The sequence below is a fragment of the Streptomyces sp. NPDC006487 genome (assembly GCF_042870555.1).
Classification (GTDB): domain Bacteria; phylum Actinomycetota; class Actinomycetes; order Streptomycetales; family Streptomycetaceae; genus Streptomyces.
The window spans coordinates 291,848-312,052 of record NZ_JBIAHN010000013.1 but is presented as its reverse complement, the minus strand read 5'-3'; the positions used below and the strand labels follow the sequence as shown (position 1 = coordinate 312,052).

The window sequence follows — 20,205 nt, the reverse complement described above, 5'->3', positions numbered from 1 at the left end:
AACCCCGGACCGGATCCCCGGACCGACCCCCCCGGACCGGACCCACCACGGACCCACCACGGAGACCGCCGCGCAGCCGGCCACGCACCCAGCGAAGGAGCCCCCATGTCGATCGCCGCCCCCTCCCTGAAGTCCCTCGCCCGGCGGGTCTGGCAGGGCCTGAACCGCCCCGAGGTCGCGGTCCTCTCGGCGTCGGAGAACCTCCTGGTGCACACCCCCGGGCCGGACGCGGTCTGGCCCCGCGGCAGCAGGCAGGCCGTGGCCTGGTACCTGGTGGGCCCCGCGGGCGACGTGGTGGACATCGAGCTCGTCACGATGGACGGCACGCAGTCCCGGACGAAGGCCGTCCTCGCGACCGGCATCGCGACCCACCGCACCGGCGTCACGGTCACGGTCCCCGCCCTGGCCCCGGGCCGCTACCTCGTCCTGGTCACGTCCGCCGCGGGCGCGCTCGACTCCTACAGCCAGCCGGTCACCCTCACCGCCTGACCCGGCCTGACCCGACCTGACCCGTACCTGACCCGGCCTGACCCGTGCCTGAACCGGCCGGGTCAGGCACGGTACGTTCCCGCCCTCACCGCTTCAGGTCACGCAGGGCCGTGTTCAGTTCCAGGACGTTGACGCGCGGTTCGCCCATGAAGCCGAGGGTGCGGCCCTCGGTGTGGGCCTTCACCAGCTTCGCGACCTCCGCCACCGGGAGCCCGTTGCGCTGTGCGACGCGGGCCGTCTGGAGTTCCGCGTAGGCCGGGGAGATGTCCGGGTCCAGGCCGGAGCCCGAGGAGGTCACGGCGTCCGCGGGGATCTGGGCGGGCCGCGGGGCGTAGCCCGGGACGGTGTTGTCGAGCAGCACCTTGGCCTTGGCCTCCTGCACCGACTTCAGCAGGTCAGGGCTGTCCGCCGCCTTGTTGGTGGCGCCGGAGACCAGCAGTTCGTACTGGGTGTTGACGGTGTTCTTGCCGAGTCCCGCCGCCGGACGGCCCTGGAACCAGCGCAGGTCGTCCCCGTACGACTGGCCGATCAGGGAGGAGCCGACGACCTTGCCGCTCGCGTCCTGGACCTCGGAGCCGTTGGCCTTGTGGCCGAAGGCGGCCTGGGCGATGCCGGTGACGGCGAGCGGGTAGAGGACGCCGCACAGCACGGTGAGGACGAGGAGGGCGCGCAGCCCGGCGCCGAGGAGGCGGGCGGTGTTGCCTACGGAGTTGTTCATGGGGATCAGCAGGTTCCTAATGTGACGCGGCCCGAATTCAGCGCGGCTGGTTCAGCGCAGGCCGGGGATGAGGGAGACGACCATGTCGATGAGCTTGATGCCGATGAACGGGGCGACCAGGCCGCCGAGTCCGTAGAGCGTGAGGTTTCGGCGGAGCATCTTGTCGGCGCTGGTGGGCCGGTACTGGACGCCCTTCAGGGCGAGCGGGACCAGGGCGATGATCACCAGCGCGTTGAAGATGACGGCGGAGAGGATCGCGGAGTCGGGGGAGTGCAGGCCCATGATGTTGAGCTTGTCCAGCCCCGGGTAGACCGCGGCGAACATGGCCGGGATGATCGCGAAGTACTTCGCGACGTCGTTGGCGATGGAGAAGGTGGTCAGCGCGCCGCGGGTGATCAGCAGCTGCTTGCCGATCTCCACGATCTCGATGAGCTTGGTGGGGTTGGAGTCCAGGTCCACCATGTTCCCGGCCTCCTTGGCGGCCGAAGTGCCCGTGTTCATCGCGACGCCGACGTCCGCCTGAGCCAGAGCCGGGGCGTCGTTCGTACCGTCGCCCGTCATGGCGACGAGCTTTCCGCCTGCCTGCTCGCGCTTGATGAGGGCCATCTTGTCCTCGGGGGTGGCCTCGGCGAGGAAGTCGTCGACACCCGCCTCCTCGGCGATGGCCTTGGCGGTCAGCGGGTTGTCGCCGGTGATCATGATGGTCTTGATGCCCATGCGCCGCAGCTCGTCGAAGCGTTCGCGCATGCCTTCCTTGACCACGTCCTTGAGGTGGATGACGCCGAGGACCCGGGCGCCCTTCTCGTCCTCCAGCGCGACGAGCAGCGGGGTGCCGCCGGCGCCGGAGATCTCGTCGACCTTGGCCCGCGCGTCAGGGGCGACCGTACCGCCCTGTTCGCCGACCCAGGCGATGATCGAACCGGCCGCCCCCTTCCGGACCTTGCGGCCGTCCACGTCCACGCCCGACATGCGGGTCTGCGCGGTGAAGGGGATCCATTCGGCGCCGACCAGTTCGCCCTGGTGGCGTTCGCGCAGGCCGTACTTCTCCTTCGCGAGGACCACGATGGAACGGCCCTCGGGGGTCTCGTCCGCGAGCGACGACAGCTGGGCGGCATCGGCCAGCTCGGCGGCGACGGCGCCGGTGACGGGGACGAACTCGGAGGCCTGTCGGTTGCCGAGGGTGATGGTGCCGGTCTTGTCGAGGAGCAGGGTCGAGACGTCGCCGGCCGCTTCCACCGCACGCCCCGACATGGCCAGGACGTTGCGCTGGACCAGGCGGTCCATGCCCGCGATGCCGATGGCGGAGAGCAGGGCGCCGATGGTGGTCGGGATGAGGCAGACCAGCAGCGCGGTCAGCACGATCATCGACTGCTTGGCGTGCGCGTACATCGCGAACGGCTGGAGGGTGACGACGGCGAGCAGGAAGACGATGGTGAGCGAGGCGAGCAGGATGTTGAGCGCGATCTCGTTGGGCGTCTTCTGCCGGGAGGCGCCCTCGACCAGGTTGATCATGCGGTCGATGAAGGTCTCGCCCGGCTTCGTCGTGATCTTGATGACGATCCGGTCCGACAGCACCTTCGTGCCACCGGTGACCGCGCTGCGGTCGCCGCCCGACTCGCGGATGACCGGGGCCGATTCGCCGGTGATGGCGGACTCGTCGACCGAGGCCACGCCTTCGACCACGTCACCGTCGCCGGGGATGACGTCTCCGGCCTCGCAGACCACGAGGTCGCCGATCCGCAGGTCCGTGCCCGGGACCTGTTCCTCGACGGCGCCGTTCAGGCGGCGGGCCACGGTGTCGGTCTTGGCCTTGCGCAGGGTGTCGGCCTGGGCCTTCCCGCGGCCCTCCGCCACCGCTTCGGCGAGGTTGGCGAAGATGGTGGTCAGCCACAGCCAGACGGTGATCGCCCAGCCGAAGAGGTTGCCCGGGTCGGAGATCGCCAGCGCGGTGGTCAGTACGGAACCGATCAGCACCACGAACATGACCGGGGACTTGACCATCACCCGGGGGTCGAGCTTGCGCACCGCGTCCGGGAAGGACTTCAGCAGCTGCTTCGGGTCGAAGATGCCGCCGCCGATCTTGGCCTTTTCGGGCTTGTGACCGCTGGGCAGGTCCCCGTGCGGGGCTCGGGTGGGGGTGGCGGTGCTCATGAGGCGAGCCCTTCGGCGAGCGGGCCCAGCGCCAGGGCCGGGAAGTAGGTGAGGCCCGTGACGATGATGATCGTGCCGACGAGCAGGAAGGTGAACAGCGGCTTCTCGGTGCGCAGGGTGCCCGCCGTCGCCGGGACCGGCTGCTGTTCGGCGAGCGAGCCGGCCAGGGCCAGGACGAACACCATCGGCAGGAAGCGGCCGAGGAGCATCGCCAGTCCGGTGGTGGTGTTGAACCACTGGGTGTTGGCGTTCAGGCCCGCGAAGGCCGAGCCGTTGTTGTTGCCGGCCGAGGTGTAGGCGTAGAGGACTTCGGAGAAGCCGTGCGCGCCGCCGTTGGACATGGAGTGCCCGGGGGTGGGCAGGGCCATCGCCAGGGCCGTGAAGCCGAGCACCACGGCCGGGGTGATGAGGATGTAGCAGGCCGCGAACTTGATCTGGCGGGTGCCGATCTTCTTGCCCAGGTACTCGGGGGTGCGGCCGACCATCAGGCCGGCGATGAACACCGCGATGATCGCCATGATCAGCATGCCGTAGAGGCCGGAGCCGACGCCGCCGGGCGCGATCTCGCCGAGCTGCATGCCCAGCAGCTGGATCCCGCCGCCGAGGCCGGTGTAAGAGGAGTGGAAGGAGTTGACCGCGCCGGTCGAGGTCAGCGTCGTGGCGACCGAGAAGATCGCGGACGCGCCGATCCCGAAGCGGGCCTCCTTGCCCTCCATCGCACCGCCCGCGGCCTGGAGGGCCGGGCCGTGGTGGCCGAATTCCGTCCACATCATCAGGGCGGTGAAGCCGAGCCAGATGGTGACCATCGTGGCGAGGATCGCGTAGCCCTGGCGGACCGAGCCGATCATCCGGCCGAAGGTGCGGGTCAGTGCGAAGGGGACGAGGAGGATCAGGAAGATCTCGAAGAGGTTCGAGAAGGGGGTCGGGTTCTCGAAGGGGTGGGCGGAGTTGGCGTTGAAATAGCCGCCGCCGTTGGTGCCCAGTTCCTTGATGGCCTCCTGAGAGGCGACCGCCCCGCCGTTCCACTGCTGCCCGGCTCCCAAGCCGTGCCCGTTGACGAACTGCCCGACCTCGTGGATGCCGGAGAAGTTCTGGATGACTCCGCAGGCCACCAGCACGACGGCGGCGATCACCGCGAGCGGGAGCAGGATGCGGACGGTGCCGCGCACCAGGTCGGACCAGAAGTTGCCGAGTTCGCCGGTGCGGGAGCGTGCGAAGCCCCGTACCAGGGCCACCGCCACGGCCATGCCGACGGCGGCGGAGAGGAAGTTCTGTACCGCGAGGCCGCCGGTCTGCACGAGCGGACCCATGGCCTGCTCACCGGCGTACGACTGCCAGTTCGTGTTCGACACGAAGGAGGCGGCCGTATTGAAGGCCTGGTCCGGCTTGATGGAGACGAAGCCGAGGGAGCCGGGCAGGTGGCCCTGCAGGCGCTGGAGCAGGTAGAGGAAGAGGACGCTCACCGCCGAGAAGGCGAGGACCGAGCGCAGGTACGCCGGCCAGCGCATCTCGGCGTTCGGGTTGGCTCCGACCGCCTTGTAGATCCACTTCTCGGGGGCGTAGTGCTTCTTCGAGGAGTAGACGCGGGCCATGTGGTCGCCCAGGGGGCGATAGGCGAGGGCGAGGGCCAGCACGAGCGCGAGCAGCTGGAGCACCCCGGCGAGGACGGGACTCATCGACGCTAGAACCTCTCCGGGAAGACGAGGGCGACGACGAGGTAACCCAACAGGGAGACGGCGACCAGCAGGCCGACGACGTTTTCGGCGTTCACAGCTTGGCCACCCCCTTGGCGACGAGTACCACCAGCGCGAAGACCGCGATCGTGGTGACGACGAAGGCCAGATCGGCCATCGTGAGCTCCTGGAGGGTTCGTGGGCGGGCGTTTTCAGGACATCTCTTCGGACACCTCTGAGTGGAACGCCTTTTCGGCCCCTCACAGGCTTCCTTGACGGGGCCCATACGCCCGTGGGTGCGGCCTTGACGGGTCCCTAACGCGGAGGGGTGTGGCGTGGGCTCAGGCTAAGCGCGTGTACACCGATATGCCCGCTATGTGGCTATTGGTGCACCATGGGCGGAAGATCGAATTCCGTATCCTGGAAATATAGTTCCGCCATGCGGTATCTGCGTTATGCTCCGGCCGTCCGCACGCCGAAACCGCAACCCCTGCCAGGAGGAACGCCATGTCCGAGGACCGCGCCGAAAGCCGTGTCGCCCTGATCACCGGCTCCTCTTCCGGAATCGGCGCCGGCATCGCCCGCAGGCTGGCCGCGGCCAGCATCCGCGTGGTCCTGAACTCGGCGCGCAGCGAGGACGCGGGCAAGGCGCTCGCCGCGGAACTGCCCGAGGCGGTCTACGTACGGGGCGACGTCGCGGACGCCGACGACGCGCGGCGGATCGTCCGGACGGCGATCGACGCGTACGGACGGCTCGACATCCTGGTCAACAACGCGGGCGTCACCCGCTTCATCCCCCTGGGCGACCTGGACGCCGCCGACGCCGACGCCTGGCGGGAGATCTTCGAGGTCAATGTCGTCGGGACCTGGCAGATGATCACCGCCGCCACCCCCCACCTGCGGGCGTCCGGGGCGAGGGGCTCCGGCGCGGGCTCGATCGTCAACATCTCCTCGGTGTCCGCGACCCGGGCACTGGGAAGCTCCGTCCCGTACGCCGTCAGCAAGGCCGCGGTCAACCACATGACCCGGCTGCTGGCCTCCCAGCTCGGACCCGCCGTCCGGGTGAACGCGATCGCGCCCGGCCTGATCGACACCCCCTGGTACGAGGGCGAGGACCAGGTCTGGGAGAGCTCGCGGGAGTGGATCACGGAGAACACCCCGCTGCGCCGCGTGGGCACCCCCGAGGACGTGGCCGAGGCCGTGCTCTACCTGGTCGACGCCGCTTACACGACCGGCGACGTGCTCACCGTCGACGGCGGCCGGCACGTGGTCTGAGGCGCCCCGCTCTCTTCCGGGCCATCCCCACCGGATTCCACATCGTGGACAACTACCCTCGGAATATGAACGCAGAAGCCGACGCACGCGACGCCGCCGCACTGGCCACCTCCGCAAAGGCCACGGTGAAGGACAACGACCGCAAGCACGTCTTCCACTCCTGGTCGGCCCAGGAGCTCATCGACCCGCTCGCCGTCGCGGGCGCCGAAGGCTCCTACTTCTGGGACCACGACGGCAACCGCTTCCTCGACTTCTCCAGCGCCCTCGTCTACACGAACATCGGCTACCAGCACCCGAAGGTGGCCGCGGCCATCGCCGAGCAGGCCGGCAAGCTCTGCACCGTCGCGCCCGGCTTCGCCGTCGACGTGCGCTCCGAGGCCGCCCGGCTGATCGCCGAGCGCACCCCGGGCGACCTCGACAAGATCTTCTTCACCAACGCGGGCGCCGAGGCCGTGGAGAACGCCGTCCGCATGGCCCGGGTGCACACCGGCCGCGCCAAGGTGCTCTCCGCCTACCGCTCGTACCACGGCGCCACCTCCACCGCGATCAACCTCACCGGGGACGCGCGCCGCTTCGGCAACGACACCGCCACCGCCGGCGTCGTGCACTTCTGGGGCCCCTTCGCCTACCGCTCGCCCTTCTACGCGGCCACCCCCGCCGAGGAGTGCGAGCGCGCGCTGCGCCACCTGGAAGACACCATCGTCTTCGAGGGCCCGCAGTCCATCGCCGCGATCATCCTGGAGACCGTCGGCGGCGCCCCCGGCGTACTCGTGCACCCCGACGGCTACCTGGCCGGGGTCCGCGCGCTCTGCGACCGCTTCGGCATCGTCTTCATCCTCGACGAGATCATGGTCGGCTTCGGCCGCACCGGTAAGTGGTTCGCCTCCGAGCACTGGGACGTCACCCCCGACCTCATCTGCTTCGCCAAGGGCGTGACCAGCGGATACGTCCCCCTCGGCGGGGTCGCCATCTCGGCCGCCATCGCGGAGACCTTCGCCCGCCGGCCCTACCCGGGCGGCCTGACGTACTCCGGGCACGTGCTGGCATGCGCCGCCGCCGTCGCGACGATCAACGTCATGGAGGAGGAGGGCACCGTCGAGCAGTCCGCCCGTACCGGCGCGGAGCTGCTCGGGCCGGGCCTCGCCGCCATCGCCGAACGCCACCCGTCCGTCGGGGAGGTCCGCGGGCTCGGCACGTTCTGGGCCCTGGAGCTCGTACGGAACAAGGAGACGCGCGAGCCGCTGGTCCCGTACAACGCCGCCGGCGCCGACAACGCGCCGATGGCCGAGTTCGGGGCGGCCCTGAAGAAGGCCGGGCTGTGGCCGCTGCTCGCCGGAAACCGCATCCACGTCGCGCCGCCCTGCAACGTGTCGGCCGAGGACGTGGAGAAGGGGCTGCGGATCATCGACGAGGCTCTGACGGTGGCCGACGCGCACACCATCTGACCTGCGCAGATCGTACGGTTGCCCAAGCCGTGGGTGCCTGTTCTCGGAGGATCCGCTCTCTTACGAACGGCATGCGGACGTGCTGGAATCAACAGGCACCTACGGACCGGGATGCACGTCAGTCCCGGGGCGGTCCACGCGAGGAATCGGCGTGACCGAACGGCGGGGGGCGGGCTGCGCGTCCGCCGGACGCCGGGCGTACGGGATCCAGACCACCGGACTCCGTGTTCCCGAGTACCCGAAGGAAGACAGCGCATGAGCAAGCACATCCTCGCCCAGAACCAGTACGGCAAGGCCGAGAACCGCATCGTCAAGGTCACCCGCAAGGGCAGCGACGGTTCCTGGCACGAGATCCGCGACCTCAACGTCTCCGTCGCGCTGCGCGGCGAGTTCCGCGACGTCCACCTCACCGGTGACAACGCCAACTGCCTGCCGACCGACACCACCAAGAACACGGTGTACGCCTTCTCCAAGGAGCACGGCGTCGCCTCCCCCGAGGCCTTCGGCATCCTGCTCGCCAAGCACTTCGTCTCCTCCCAGGCCCCGATCCGCGAGGCACAGATCCGCGTCGAGGAGTACGCCTGGGAGCGGATCCCGGTCCCGACGCGCAAGGAGCAGCACTCGTTCGCCCTCAAGGGCACCGAGGTGCGCACCGCGCAGATCACGTACAGCGAGACCACCGGTCTCCAGGTGATCTCGGGTCTGAAGGACCTGACCGTGATGAACTCGACCAACTCCGAGTTCCACGGCTTCATCAAGGACAAGTACACGACGCTGCAGGAGGCGTACGACCGCATCCTGGCGACCAAGGTCACCGCGCGCTGGGCGCACTCGGCGCTCGCCGCCGACGACGCCGAGTACGACTGGGACCAGTCGTACAAGAAGGTCCGCAAGAACATGCTGGAAGCCTTCGCGGAGACCTACTCGTACTCCCTGCAGCAGACCCTGAACCAGATGGCCGAGCGCGTGCTCGACAACTGCCCCAAGGTCAACGAGGTGCGCCTCAACCTCCCCAACAAGCACCACTTCCTCGTCGACCTGGAGCCCTTCGGCCTCAAGAACGACAACGAGGTCTACTTCGCGGCCGACCGCATGTACGGCCTCATCGAGGGCACCGTGCACCGCGACGGCGTGCAGCCGGTGATCGCGACGAGCGACTGGATCGTGGCGTAACGCCCGCTCCGCACCTTCGGTGTTCGGCCCGGACCGCGTCGCGGGGTCCGGGCCGTTCCGCGTTCACCCCGCGTCCGGGTCCGGGGACTCCTCCGGCTGCCCCACGAGCAGGTTCCAGCGCCCGGAGCGCCCCGTCAGCGCCGTCACCGACCCCGGCCGCACGTCGAGCCGCCAGAAGGCCGCCGCTGGCAGCTCCAGGGCCCACACCACGGCCGCCCGTACGACTCCCTGCCCGGCCACCGCCCGGTGCGTCCCCGGCGCCAGCGCGCCCAGGTGTACGCCGACCCGCGCGATCAGCGCCTCCACCGACTCCCCGCCGCCCGGGGGCGCGTACGAGGTGTCGGTCATCCACCGCCGCAGCCCCTCGGGGTCCTGCCCGGCGACTTCGTCCATGCTCCGCCCGGCCCAGGCGCCGTGATCCTGTCCGCGCAGCCCCTCGTGCCCCGGGCGCGGATCCCCGTAGGGGAAGCGGTGCAGGCGCGCCGCTTCGTCGAGTGGGGGTGTCACGAGCCGGACTCGTACGATGGTGGGGTGCACCGCTTGAGTGTCCCGGGGTTTCGCATCGCGTTCAACCATCGGACATCCAATGAGCGCGGACATGACAATCAACCCGGCGAGCGTCTTCCCCTCAGGGCAAAACCCTTGTAAAGGAAGAACATTGACCATACGTTCGGCCGCCCGCGCCTCCGTACTCGTGCTGTGCACAGCACTCGCCGCGTCCGTCGCGCTCCCGGCACAAGCCTCCTCGATCAGCACCGTCCGGCCCAAGGCCGAGACCGCGCCGCTGTACGACGACGAGGCCGGCGGCGACGCCAACGCCGACGACCCGGCGATCTGGCGCAACGCCGCCGACCCGGGCCGCAGCCTGGTGATCGCGACCGCCAAGCAGGGCGGCCTGCGGGTCTACGACCTGGAGGCCCGGCAGGTGCAGTCGCTGCCCGCCCCGGCCGGACCCGGCGCCGACGACGCACCCGGCCGCTTCAACAACGTCGACCTGGTCAACGGCCTGCGTCTGGGCGGCGGGCGCGCCGATGTCGCGGTGGTCAGCGACCGGGGCAACGACCGGCTGCGGATCTACCGCATCGACCGGAACCGGCCCGGCGGCCCGCTCACCGACGTCACCGACCCGGCGGCGCGCCCGGTCTTCTCCGCCGGCCAGACCGAGATCAACGAGCAGAAGACCGCGTACGGCCTGGCCACCTGGACGGACCGCAAGACCGGCCGGTCCTACGCGGTGGTCAGCCAGCGCAACCGGACCCGGATCGCCTTGCTGGAGCTGGTCGCCACCCCCGCCGGCACGGTCGACTACCGCGAGGTGCGCACGCTCGACCTGCCGTCCTCCTTCCGCCTGCCGAACGGCGCCGCCTGGACGCCCTGTCTCGAGCCGGGCGAGCTGCCGCAGGTCGAGGGCATGGTCGTCGATCCCGCGGACGGCACCCTGTACGCGGGGCAGGAGGACGTGGGCATCTGGCGCATCGACGCGGGCCTCACCGGCACGCCGAAGCTGATCGACAAGGTGCGCGAGTACGGCGTGCCCGGCACCTACGACGAGGAGACCGAGGAGTGCACGCCCGGCGCCGATCCCGGCTACGGCGGCAAGCGCCTGAAGGCCGACGTCGAGGGCCTGACCCTGGTCACCGAAGCTGACGGGGACGGCTACCTGCTCGCCTCCAGCCAGGGCGACGACACCTTCGTCGCCTACGACCGCGAGCGCGAGGACCACAACGAGTTCGAGGGCGCCTTCCGCGTCACCGCGGCCTCCGCCACCCTCGACGGCTCCGAGGTCTGCGACGGCGCCGCCGCCCTCAACGCCCCCCTCGGTACGCGCTACCCCCGCGGCCTGCTCGTCGTCCAGGACGGCCAGGAGACCCCCGGAGACGGCGACCGCGAGGCGACCGGCTTCAAGTTCGTCGACCTGGGACAGGTGGTCGACGCCATCGACTGATGGGAAGACCGGTGAGATGGGACGGAGCCCTCCTGCAGGGACGCTGTAAGGCCGCCATAAAGAGCGGTACGGTGGCGGACGACAAGACGACGGTATGACGGAAGTCCGGTTGAGAATCCGGCACGGTCGCGCCACTGTGAAGCCTCCCGGAGGGGGAGGTAAGTCAGACCCGCCACCGTCGTCGAAAGCACCACTGACCGGGACGCGTGTTCCCTCTGGAGGCTCCTGCCATGGCCAACTCCGCCGTGCCCACGACTGCCACCCCCCTGGCCGTCGCACCCATCTCCCTCACCGCTCTGGCCCCCTGGGCGCTGTTCGCCGGTGTCCTGATGCTGGTCCTGCTCTACCTCGTCGGCGCCGAGCAGGGCGCCACCGCGATCTTCGAAGGCGACACCATCCACGAGTGGATGCACGACGGTCGCCACCTCCTCGGCTTCCCCTGCCACTGATCCACCGATCCGCAAGGGACCGAAAACTCCATGAACACCATTTCCCCCCGCGTGCTCCTCGTCCGGGGCATGCTCGCCGGCCTGCTGGCGGGCATCGCCGCGTTCCTCGTCGCGTACCTCCTGGGCGAGTCCCAGGTCGACGCGGCGATCGCCATCGAGGAAGCCGGAGCCCACGACCACGGTGACGCCGAGGCGGCCCCGGTCAGCCGGGCGCTCCAGGCCACGGCCGGCCTGGGCACCGGAACCCTGCTCTACGGCATCGCGCTCGGCGGCATCGCCGCGCTCGTCTACTGCTATGCCCTGGGCCGGATCGGCCGCTTCGGCCCCCGGGCCACGGCGCTGCTGGTGTCCGGTGGTCTGTTCGTCACCGTCTCCCTGGTGCCGTTCTTCAAGTACCCCGCCAATCCGCCGGCCGTCGGAGACCCCGAGACCACGGTCCAGCGGACCACCCTCTACGTCCTGATGCTCGCGCTCGGCCTGCTGCTCGCGGCGGCCGCGCTGATCCTGGGCCGGCGTCTCGCGCCGGGCCTGGGCAACTGGAACGCCTCGATCGTCGCCTCGCTCGCCTTCGTGGTGGCCGTCGGCATCGCCTACGCGCTGCTGCCGGGCATCAACGAGGTGCCGGAAGGCTTCCCGGCGGCGCTCGTCTGGCAGTTCCGGCTCGCCTCGCTCGCCATCCAGGCCGCGATGTGGAGCACTTTCGGCCTGGCTTTCGGATTTCTTGCCGAACGGGCCCTTGTCCCCGCCCTCGCTCCCAAGGAGGCTGTACAGCCTGCGAGTTGACGTCTTGCGTGCAGGTGACTGAAAGGCTGGTGACGGCGCGGTGACGACGGCGACCCGAGAGCTCGGGGACCACCGAAGACCCAAAGGCCGCCGGGAGGGATCGCGCCTCCCGCGCCGCCCCCACCTGCCGGGCCTGCCGAACCGGCAGCAGTGGCGGGAGATGCGGGAGTGGCGGGGCTGGACGGGCGCCGCCCCGTTCTGGCTCAACGCGGTGCTCCTGCTGCTGACCCCGTTCACCACCGTCACCCTGCTCGCGCAGGTCGGCATCATCGCGGGCCTCACCGCCATCGGCGGCCTGGCCCGCCACCTCTGGTCGGGTGACTACGGCCATGCGGCCATCCACTCCGCCGCCGTACTCATGGGTGCGGCGGCGGTGGCGGTCGTGGTGGTCTGACCGGGGGGCGGACGGAGAGCCGGGCGGAGGGTCGGGCGGGGGCTAGCCCCCCGAACGGCCTTCCCGGCTACCGGATGTAGCGCCGGAGGATGCTCAACCATCCTCGTTGCATGACCACTTACCGCAGCAAGACCGGACTCGTCGCCCTCTGCGTCACGGCCGTGGCGGCCACGCTGACCGCCACCACCGGGGCCTCGGCCACGGCTGCCTCCCGCGGCGCCGTGACGCCCGCCCCGCCCGCCCTGGCCTGGACGGCGTGCACCCACACGGGCCACCTCGACGGGCAGCAGTGCGCGAAGCTGTCCGTCCCCCTGGACTACGCCGCCCCGGCCGGCCCGCAGGTCGAGCTCGCCGTCTCCCGGCTGCCCAGCACCCGCCCCGCAGCCCGGCGCGGGACGCTGGCCGTGGTCCCCGGCGGGCCCGGCAGCTCGGGTGTGCAGCGGCTCTCGCAGAAGGGGGCGGCGCTGGCCGGGCAGTTGGCCGGCGCGTACGACATCGTCGCGCTCGACCCGCGCGGAGTGGGCGGCAGCGTCACCGCCGCGTGCGGCCTGGACGCGGCCGACCGGCGCCTGACGACCCTGCGTTCCTGGCCCGGCGCCGACGGGGGGATCGCGGAGAACGCCGACCGCTCCCGCCGGGTGGCCGAGGCCTGCGCCGCGAACGGCGGCGCCGAGCTGCGCAGTTTCACCACCGCCAACCAGGCCCGCGACATGGACCGCTTCCGGGAGGCCCTCGGCGAGCGGAAGCTGTCGGTCTGGGCCGTCTCCTACGGGACCTACGTGACGGCGGTGTACGCGCAGAAGTTCCCGCAGCGCACCGACCGCCTGGTGCTGGACAGCAGCGGTGACCCCGATCCGACGCGGGTCGAGCGGGGCTGGCTCGCGAACATGGCGCAGGGCGCCGAGGACCGCTTCCCCGACTTCGCGTCCTGGGCGGCGGACCCGGCGCGGGCGGGGGAGGGGCTTCGGCTCGCCGAGCACCCGCAGGACGTACGCCCGTTGTTCCTGGCGCTGGCCGCGGAACTGGACCGTGCCCCGAAGCCCTCGAGCGTGCCCGGCCTGCCGCTGACCGGCACGATGCTGCGCCAGGCCATGCAGCTCGCCCTGTACGGCGACGCCCAGTTCCCCGCCTTCGCCCGCCTCGTCCGCGAGGCCCAGGACCCCAAGGCGGTCCCGCAACTGCCCCAGGAGCTCGCCGCGGTGCTGCCGGACTCGGACGCGGCGCTGATGGTGGGGGTCATCTGCAACGACGTGGCCTGGCCGAAGGACGTCTCCGGGTACGAGCGGGCGGTGGCCGCGGACCGGGCCGCGCACCCCTTGACGGCCGGGATGCCGGCGAACATCACCCCGTGCGCCTTCTGGAAGGACGCCCCCGCCGAACGCCCCACCCGCATCACCGGCCGGGGCCCCTCGAACATCCTGATGGTGCAGAACCTCCGCGACCCGGCGACCCCGTACGCCGCCTCCCTGAAGATGCGCGAAGCCCTCGGTTCGCGCGCCCGGCTGCTGACCGTCGACCACGGCGGTCACGGCGTCTACCTGGGCAACGGCAACGCCTGCTCCGACCGCACGGTCACCGGGTACCTCACGACGGGGGAGCGTCCGGCCCGGGACTCCTCGTGCCCGTCCTGAAGATCCGGTCCAGGTGGTGGCGCAGCACCGCGACGGCCGACTCGGGGCCCCGCTGGCCCACCAGGATGCTGGTGCCCATGGTCGCCGCCATGGCGAGCAGGCTGATCGCCTCGATGCGCGCGTCGACCTCCGGGTCGGCCAGGCCGGATTCCTGGGCCTGGCCGATCAGCCCGGCCACCGCGTTCTCGGCGGCATCGGGGTTGTCGATGAAGGGCTGGGCGGCGAGCGCCTCGTCGGTCACGGACAGGACCGAGTAGGAGCTGTAGAGCAGGTGGAAGGTGCGGCTCTCCTCGTCGGTCGGCAGGGAGGCCAGCAGCAGCGCCTCGATCGTCGCGCGCGGGCCGGGGGCGGGGCCGGCGGCGGCGAGACGGGCGCCCACCCGTGCGGTGAAGCGGTCGGTCAGGTGCTGGAGCCCGTAGAAGAGCAGCTTCTCCTTGGTCTGGAAGTAGTACTGGACCAGGCGCAGGGAGACCCCGGCCTCGGCTGCCACGTCGCGCATGCCGACCGCGTGCAGCCCGCGCCGTCCGGCGACGCGGATGAGTGCTTCGGCGATCTGGGTGCGCCGTTCCTCGTGGTCCACGCGTTTCGGCATGTGCTGGTGTCTCCGCCCGTCGGTGCCGGTGGGTGATGAGCCCGCGGCTCGTTTTCATGGTACCGCCGTATCAACATCATGGTACGGTCGTATCACGAAGAACGGATCCCCGGTCCTCCAGGAGGTGCCCCCGTGCCCGACAACAAGCCCCGTGTACGCCGCGACATCGGCCACTACGTGAGCGACGAGCTGCGCGACCGCTACTTCGCCGCCTGCGACGCCCTCTACGCGAAGGGAGCGCCCGCCCGCTCCGAGACGGACGTGGAGACGAGCTTCGGGACCACGCACGTCTACCGGTACGGCCCCGCGAATCCGGCGGCGGAATCCCGTACGCCGATCGTCCTGATCCACGGTTCGGGCGGCTGCTCGGCCCAGTGGTACCCCAACACCGTCGCCCTCAGCGCCGACCGGCCCGTCTACGCGCTGGACACCCCCGGCGACCCGGGCCGCAGCGTGCAGCGCGAGGTGATGTGGCAGCCCGAGCGCGCGGCCCAGTGGATGGACGAGGCCCTCGACGCGCTGGGCCTGGACCACGTCCACCTGGTCGGCTCCTCCTACGGCGGCTGGCTCGTCATCAACCAGGTGCACCTGCGCCCCGGCCGGCTCGCCTCGGTCACCGCCCTGGACCCGGGCGGCCTGGAGAAGGTGGGGCTGCGCTTCTTCGTGTGGATCTTCGCCAGCCTCTTCGCGACCTTCGCCCCCAAGGCGCTGCGCCCGACCCTGGCCAAGTGGCTGGAGCAGCCGGTCCTGGTCGTCCCCGAACTGCGGGCCTGGATCCAGGCGGGCGTCCGCGCCTTCCGGATCCGCCGCCCGGCCCCGCTGCCGCTGTCGGACGCGGAACTGGGCTCGATCCGCACGCCGTTCTACCTGATCATGGGCAAGCGGAGCCTGCTGGTGCACCCGAAGCGCCAGCTGGAGCGGGTGCCGCGGCTGATCCCCGGCGCCCGTGCCGAGATCGTCTCCGCGACCGGGCACGGCCCCCAGATCGACCACCCCGAGCTGGTCAACGCCCGGATGCTCAGCTTCTTCGAGGACGTCGACTCCCTCGACCCGGCCGCCCGCGGGGCGGCCGCGTAGCGCGGGCGTGGCGCCGCTCAGCCCGTCCGGAAGCGGAGCCGGTACTCCGTCGGCGTGGTGCCGAGCGTGCGGCGGAACGCCCGTACCAGGGTGTCGGCACTGCCGAACCCGCAGGCGGAGGCGATCCGTTCGAGCGTGGCATCGGTGGTCTCGAGCCGGCTCCGCGCCAGCTCCACACGGGCCGACTCGATGTAGGCGGCCGGGGTCGTGCCCAGCTCGGACTTGAAGATCCGGGCCAACTGCCGCTCGCTGACGTGCGCGTACGCGGCGATGTCGGCCAGGCTGAGCCGGCCGCCGAGGCGGCGCCGGATGAAGTGCCGCAGGTCCTCGCCGCGCCGCGTCGCGGAGACGGGCTCCAGCGGGACGCTGAACTGGCTCTGCCCGCTCGGCCGCTTCAGGTACATCACCAGCTGCCGGGCCACGCGCAGGGCGACCCCCTCGCCGAAGTCCTCGGCCACCAGGGCGAGCGAGAGGTCCAGGCAAGCGCTGATCCCGGCGCCGGTCCACACCTCGCCCTCCCGGATGAAGATCGGGTCGGCGTCCACCTCGACCGCCGGATGGTCGGCTGCGAGCTGCTCCGCGGTGGACCAGTGCGTGGTGGCCCGCTTGCCGTCGAGCAGCCCGGCCGCGGCCAGCAGGTGCGCCCCCACGCAGACGGACGCGACCCGGCGCGTGCGCCCGGCGAGCGTCCGCACCCAGTCGACGACCTCCGGGTCGGTGAGGGCGCGGACGCGGCGCTCGGCGTCCAGCTCGACCGCGCCGGGCACCAGCAGCGTGTCGATGCTCCGCGTGGCGGCCTCGGAGAAGGTCAGGTCCGGCAGGATGCGCACCCCGGCCGAGGTGGTGACGGGGTCGGGCGTCCGGGCGGCCAGGACGACCCGGTAGCCGGCCGCGTCGTCCGTCTCCCGGGGGACTAGGGAGAACACCTCCGGCGGCCCGGTGACGTCCAGCAGGTCGACGCCCTCGAAGAGGACGATCACGATCAGCCGTGTGACGGGCCCCCGGGGCGCGGAATCGAGGTCCAGCCGGTGTCCATGGCGCTCCGCCGTCTCCGTTGTTTTCGTGGTCTTCGTGGTCTTCGTGGTCTCCATGACGCGTCTCCGTGGGGTTTCCGGGTCCTTCTCGGTGGCGCTCACAAGCAGATGTGCGCAACGCTAACATAATCAGTAAGCGTTGATTACGATGCCTCGTAGTTGCCTGGTCCTGCAACGCCACCCACCAGGTCGGAACTGTTAGCGCTGCTACCATCGACGCCATGTCAACGGCCCGAGAGCGCATTCTGGAAGCCACCGCTGAGCTCCTCGCCACCAAGGAGGCACCGGCGATCTCCACCCGGGCCATCTGCGACCGGGCCAAGGTCGGCATGCCCGAGATCTACCGCCAGTTCGGTGACAAAGAGGGGCTGCTCACCGCGGTGGCCGACCTCGGCTTCGAGCGCTTCCTCGCCAACAAGCGCCGCAATCCGCGGACCGACGACCCGGTGGCGGACCTGCGCGCGGCCTGGGACAGTCACGTGGCGTTCGCGCTCGGCAACCCGCACCTCTACCGGCTGATGTTCACCCCGGCGGGAGAGGCCAGACCGCAGGCGATCGGGGAAGCGCAGGCCCTGCTCCTGACGGCCGTCGAGCGGTGCCGCGACGCCGGCCGGCTGCGGACGACCCCGGCGCTGGCCGGCCAGTCGATCCTCTCCGCGAACGTGGGCGTGTGCCTGATGGCGCTGTCCTTCCCCGGGCTGTACGGGGGCCTGGACGTCTCCCGGTCGGTACGGGACGCGGTGATCGGCAAGGTCACCGGCGACGAGCGGGAGGATACGAGGATCGGCGCCGCGACCGTCCTCGCCCAGGCTCTGGTCGACACCCTCACCGGAGCGACCCCGCCGTGACATCGTGGCCCCATGGCCATCGAAATCCGCCCGGCTTCGGTCTTCGGGGACGTCCGTACGCTGGTCGGCCCGAAGTCGCCCGAGGCCAACGTCTGCTGGTGCCTGAGCTATCGGATCCCGTCCAAGCTCAACAACGAGCTCCGCGGACCGGCCCGCGGCGAGTACGTCGCCCGACTGTGCCGGGCCGGGACCCCTCCGGGAGTGCTCGCCTACGACGGTGACGAGCCGGTCGGCTGGGCCGCCGTCGCACCCCGCTCGGACACCTCCTTCGCGCGCAGCCGGAAGATCCCGTACGTCGACGACCTGCCGGTCTGGTCGCTGTGGTGCGTCCGCGTACGCCCCGGTCACCGGAAGAAGGGGATCTCGCACGCCCTCATCGCCGGGGCGGTCGAGTTCGCCCGGTCCCACGGCGCGCCGGCGATCGAGGCGTACCCGCTCGACAGTGGTGGTGCCAGGGTCGACCTGACGATGGCCTACGCCGGGATCCGGAAGAACTTCGAACGTGCCGGGTTCACCCACGCCGCCGACACCACCTCGGTGCTGGCCGGTCATCCCCGGGTCCTGATGCGGCTCGACCTGCGGTGAGGGACGCTCCTTCGGGCCAATCCCCCAAAAGATCTCAAAGTGCACCCAACCGGGTCTGATGTTGAGATGGGGCGATGCCCGGCGTCGACCCCCGCGGAATGGAGCGAGAGATGGCCAGCCTCCCCGTTGAGACCCTCCCCTTTGATGACGTGACCGACTTCGAGAACGCCGACCGCGGATTCATCGGCGCACTCGTGCCCGCCGTGGTCAAGGGCGCCGAGGGCCGCACCGTGTGGGACAACGACGCGTACTCCTTCCTGAAGGCCGACTGCCCCGACACCGCGAACCCCAGCCTGTGGCGGCAGGCGCAGCTCAGCTCCAAACAGGGCCTCTACGAGGTCGCCGACGGCGTCTACCAGGTACGGGGCCTCGACCTCTCGAACATGACCCTCGTCGAGGGGGACCGCGGGGTCATCGTCATCGACCCGCTCATATCCGCCGAGACGGCGGCCGCCGCGCTCGGGCTGTACCGGGAGCACCGGGGGGACCGCCCGGTCACCGGAATGATCTACACGCACTCGCACGGCGACCACTTCGGCGGCGCCCGCGGCGTGCTCCCGCGCGGCACCGAGGAGGGCGTGCCGATCCTCGCCCCCGAGGGATTCCTGGAGCACGCGGTCAGCGAGAACGTCTACGCCGGAAACGCCATGACCCGCCGCGCCGTCTTCATGTACGGGGACCGGCTGCCCAAGGCCCCCGACGGCCAGATCGGCGCCGGCCTGGGCATGACCACCTCCACCGGCACCGTCACCCTCATCCCGCCCACTGTGGACATCACCTCGACGGGACAGGAGGAGACGGTCGACGGCGTGCGGATCGTCTTCCAGCTCACCCCCGGCACCGAGGCGCCGGCCGAGATGAACTTCCTCTTCCCGGACAAGCGGGCGCTGTGCCTGGCGGAGAACGCCACGCACAACATGCACAACATCCTGACCCTGCGGGGCGCCGTCGTCCGCGACTCCCGGATCTGGTCGCGCTACCTCGACGAGGCGATCGAGTACTTCGGCGACGACTACGACGTGGCCTTCGCCTCCCACCACTGGCCCACCTGGGGCCGGGAGAACGTCGTCGCGTTCCTCTCCGCCCAGCGCGACCTGTACGCGTACATGCACGACCAGACCCTGCGCCTGCTCAACGACGGCCTCACGGGACCCGAGATCGCCGAGGAGCTGCGACTGCCGCCCGCCCTGGAGAACTCCTGGCACGCGCGCGGCTACTACGGCTCGCTCTCCCACAACGTCAAGGCGATCTACCAGCGTTACCTCGGCTGGTTCAACGGCAACGCCGCGACCCTGTGGGAGCACCCTCCCGTCGAACTCGCCAAGCGGTACGTCGACTCCCTGGGCGGCCCCGGGGAGACCCTGGCCAAGGCCCGCGCCTACGCCGACTCCGGCGACCTCCGCTTCGCGGCCACCCTCCTGAACCACCTGATCTTCGCCGAGCCCGGCCGTACGGACGCCAAGGAGACCCTCGCCGGCGTCTACGACAAGCTCGGCCACGGCGCGGAGAACGGCCCCTGGCGGAACTTCTACCTCACCTCCGCCATGGAGCTGCGCCAGGGCGAGAACGCCGCCCTGCTCGACATGGCCAACCCCGAGATGGCGGTGGCCCTGACCACCGACATGCTCATCGACTCGGTCGCCGTCCGGATCGACGGCCCCCGGGCCTGGGACGAGGACCTCACCATCGACCTCGTCCTCACCGACGAGGGCGGCCACCACCGCCTCACCCTCCACCACGGCGCCCTCACCCACCGCACGGTCACCGATCCCCGCACCCCGGCGGGCCTGACCCTCACGCTCACCAAGCCCCAACTCCTGGCCGTCCTCGCGGGCCGGACCCCGGACGGCATTTCCACGAAGGGATCCCCGGAGCTGCTCGCCCGCCTGTTCTCCTACGTGACGAAGCCCGACACCGCCTTCCCGATCGTCACGCCGTGACGC

The 20,205-nt window shown here is 70.8% G+C and carries 20 protein-coding genes and 1 riboswitch; of the genes, 13 read left to right on the top strand and 7 right to left on the bottom strand.

Going from position 1 to position 20,205, the window contains the following annotated elements:
* The first annotated feature begins 105 nt into the window (after positions 1–105).
* Positions 106–489: a Ser-Thr-rich GPI-anchored membrane family protein gene (locus ACFYM0_RS24570; RefSeq protein WP_388504849.1), complete on the top strand. Its 384-nt coding sequence runs from the start codon at positions 106–108 to the stop codon at positions 487–489.
* An 85-nt stretch (positions 490–574) separates the two neighbouring features.
* Here ACFYM0_RS24570 and kdpC read toward each other — a convergent pair whose 3' ends face one another.
* From kdpC to kdpF, 4 genes are read right to left on the bottom strand one after another with little or no spacing between them, the layout of a single operon-like run.
* Positions 575–1,207: a potassium-transporting ATPase subunit KdpC gene (kdpC, locus tag ACFYM0_RS24565; RefSeq protein ID WP_388504847.1), complete on the bottom strand. Its 633-nt coding sequence runs from the start codon at positions 1,205–1,207 to the stop codon at positions 575–577.
* Positions 1,208–1,258: 51 nt separating this feature from the next.
* Positions 1,259–3,358 carry a potassium-transporting ATPase subunit KdpB gene (gene kdpB, locus ACFYM0_RS24560; RefSeq protein ID WP_388504844.1) on the bottom strand — a complete coding sequence of 700 codons (2,100 nt, stop codon included), beginning with the start codon at positions 3,356–3,358 and terminating at the stop codon, positions 1,259–1,261.
* Positions 3,355–5,034: a potassium-transporting ATPase subunit KdpA gene (kdpA, locus tag ACFYM0_RS24555; RefSeq protein WP_388504842.1), complete on the bottom strand. Its 1,680-nt coding sequence runs from the start codon at positions 5,032–5,034 to the stop codon at positions 3,355–3,357. The genes kdpB and kdpA overlap by 4 nt, the downstream gene beginning before the upstream one ends.
* 5 nt (positions 5,035–5,039) lie before the next feature.
* Complete coding sequence (gene kdpF, locus ACFYM0_RS24550; protein ID WP_388504839.1) at positions 5,040–5,129, bottom strand: K(+)-transporting ATPase subunit F; 90 nt, start codon at positions 5,127–5,129, stop codon at positions 5,040–5,042.
* A 409-nt stretch (positions 5,130–5,538) separates the two neighbouring features.
* On the opposite strand from kdpF, the gene ACFYM0_RS24545 reads away from it, so the two are divergent.
* The 3 genes from ACFYM0_RS24545 to pucL all read left to right on the top strand — a co-directional run bounded on the left by ACFYM0_RS24545 (position 5,539) and on the right by pucL (position 8,924).
* Positions 5,539–6,306, top strand: coding sequence for an SDR family NAD(P)-dependent oxidoreductase (locus ACFYM0_RS24545; RefSeq protein WP_388504837.1), 768 nt, complete (start codon positions 5,539–5,541; stop codon positions 6,304–6,306).
* 65 nt (positions 6,307–6,371) lie between these two features.
* Complete coding sequence (locus tag ACFYM0_RS24540; RefSeq protein ID WP_388504835.1) at positions 6,372–7,751, top strand: aspartate aminotransferase family protein; 1,380 nt, start codon at positions 6,372–6,374, stop codon at positions 7,749–7,751.
* Positions 7,752–8,006: 255 nt separating this feature from the next.
* The gene (gene pucL, locus ACFYM0_RS24535) at positions 8,007–8,924 is read left to right on the top strand and encodes a factor-independent urate hydroxylase (RefSeq protein ID WP_243330865.1); all 918 of its coding nucleotides are present in this window, start codon (positions 8,007–8,009) and stop codon (positions 8,922–8,924) included.
* A gap of 63 nt (positions 8,925–8,987) precedes the next feature.
* Here the strand turns inward: pucL and ACFYM0_RS24530 are convergent, their stop codons facing one another.
* A complete protein-coding gene (locus tag ACFYM0_RS24530; RefSeq protein WP_388504832.1) occupies positions 8,988–9,461 on the bottom strand; it encodes a histidine phosphatase family protein in 474 nt (157 codons plus the stop codon).
* Positions 9,462–9,582: 121 nt separating this feature from the next.
* Between ACFYM0_RS24530 and ACFYM0_RS24525 the strand changes: the two genes are divergently transcribed.
* The 5 genes from ACFYM0_RS24525 to ACFYM0_RS24505 all read left to right on the top strand — a co-directional run bounded on the left by ACFYM0_RS24525 (position 9,583) and on the right by ACFYM0_RS24505 (position 14,126).
* A complete protein-coding gene (locus ACFYM0_RS24525; protein WP_388504829.1) occupies positions 9,583–10,869 on the top strand; it encodes a phytase in 1,287 nt (428 codons plus the stop codon).
* Between the two features lie 55 nt (positions 10,870–10,924).
* Positions 10,925–11,061, top strand: a riboswitch (cobalamin riboswitch).
* A 38-nt stretch (positions 11,062–11,099) separates the two neighbouring features.
* Positions 11,100–11,318, top strand: coding sequence for a CbtB-domain containing protein (locus tag ACFYM0_RS24520; protein ID WP_266879623.1), 219 nt, complete (start codon positions 11,100–11,102; stop codon positions 11,316–11,318).
* Positions 11,319–11,348: 30 nt separating this feature from the next.
* Positions 11,349–12,101: a CbtA family protein gene (locus tag ACFYM0_RS24515; RefSeq protein ID WP_388504828.1), complete on the top strand. Its 753-nt coding sequence runs from the start codon at positions 11,349–11,351 to the stop codon at positions 12,099–12,101.
* A gap of 40 nt (positions 12,102–12,141) precedes the next feature.
* Positions 12,142–12,495, top strand: coding sequence for a hypothetical protein (locus tag ACFYM0_RS24510; protein ID WP_388504825.1), 354 nt, complete (start codon positions 12,142–12,144; stop codon positions 12,493–12,495).
* 110 nt (positions 12,496–12,605) lie between these two features.
* Complete coding sequence (locus tag ACFYM0_RS24505) at positions 12,606–14,126, top strand: alpha/beta hydrolase (RefSeq protein WP_388504822.1); 1,521 nt, start codon at positions 12,606–12,608, stop codon at positions 14,124–14,126.
* On the opposite strand, the gene ACFYM0_RS24500 is transcribed toward ACFYM0_RS24505, so the two are convergent.
* Positions 14,080–14,718, bottom strand: coding sequence for a TetR/AcrR family transcriptional regulator (locus ACFYM0_RS24500; RefSeq protein ID WP_388504821.1), 639 nt, complete (start codon positions 14,716–14,718; stop codon positions 14,080–14,082). The genes ACFYM0_RS24505 and ACFYM0_RS24500 overlap by 47 nt on opposite strands.
* A 132-nt stretch (positions 14,719–14,850) precedes the next feature.
* Between ACFYM0_RS24500 and ACFYM0_RS24495 the strand changes: the two genes are divergently transcribed.
* Positions 14,851–15,795, top strand: coding sequence for an alpha/beta fold hydrolase (locus tag ACFYM0_RS24495; protein WP_388504818.1), 945 nt, complete (start codon positions 14,851–14,853; stop codon positions 15,793–15,795).
* 17 nt (positions 15,796–15,812) lie between these two features.
* Here ACFYM0_RS24495 and ACFYM0_RS24490 read toward each other — a convergent pair whose 3' ends face one another.
* Positions 15,813–16,886, bottom strand: a complete 1,074-nt coding sequence (locus tag ACFYM0_RS24490) for a GlxA family transcriptional regulator (RefSeq protein ID WP_388504817.1) — start codon at positions 16,884–16,886, stop codon at positions 15,813–15,815.
* Between the two features lie 164 nt (positions 16,887–17,050).
* Between ACFYM0_RS24490 and ACFYM0_RS24485 the strand changes: the two genes are divergently transcribed.
* From ACFYM0_RS24485 to ACFYM0_RS24475, 3 genes are all read left to right on the top strand, one after another.
* Positions 17,051–17,677, top strand: coding sequence for a TetR/AcrR family transcriptional regulator (locus ACFYM0_RS24485; protein ID WP_388504814.1), 627 nt, complete (start codon positions 17,051–17,053; stop codon positions 17,675–17,677).
* A gap of 12 nt (positions 17,678–17,689) precedes the next feature.
* The gene (locus tag ACFYM0_RS24480; protein WP_388504811.1) at positions 17,690–18,262 is read left to right on the top strand and encodes a GNAT family N-acetyltransferase; all 573 of its coding nucleotides are present in this window, start codon (positions 17,690–17,692) and stop codon (positions 18,260–18,262) included.
* A gap of 110 nt (positions 18,263–18,372) precedes the next feature.
* Entirely contained in the window at positions 18,373–20,202 is a 1,830-nt protein-coding gene (locus tag ACFYM0_RS24475; RefSeq protein WP_388504810.1) for an alkyl/aryl-sulfatase, read from the top strand.
* Positions 20,203–20,205 lie beyond the last annotated feature (3 nt).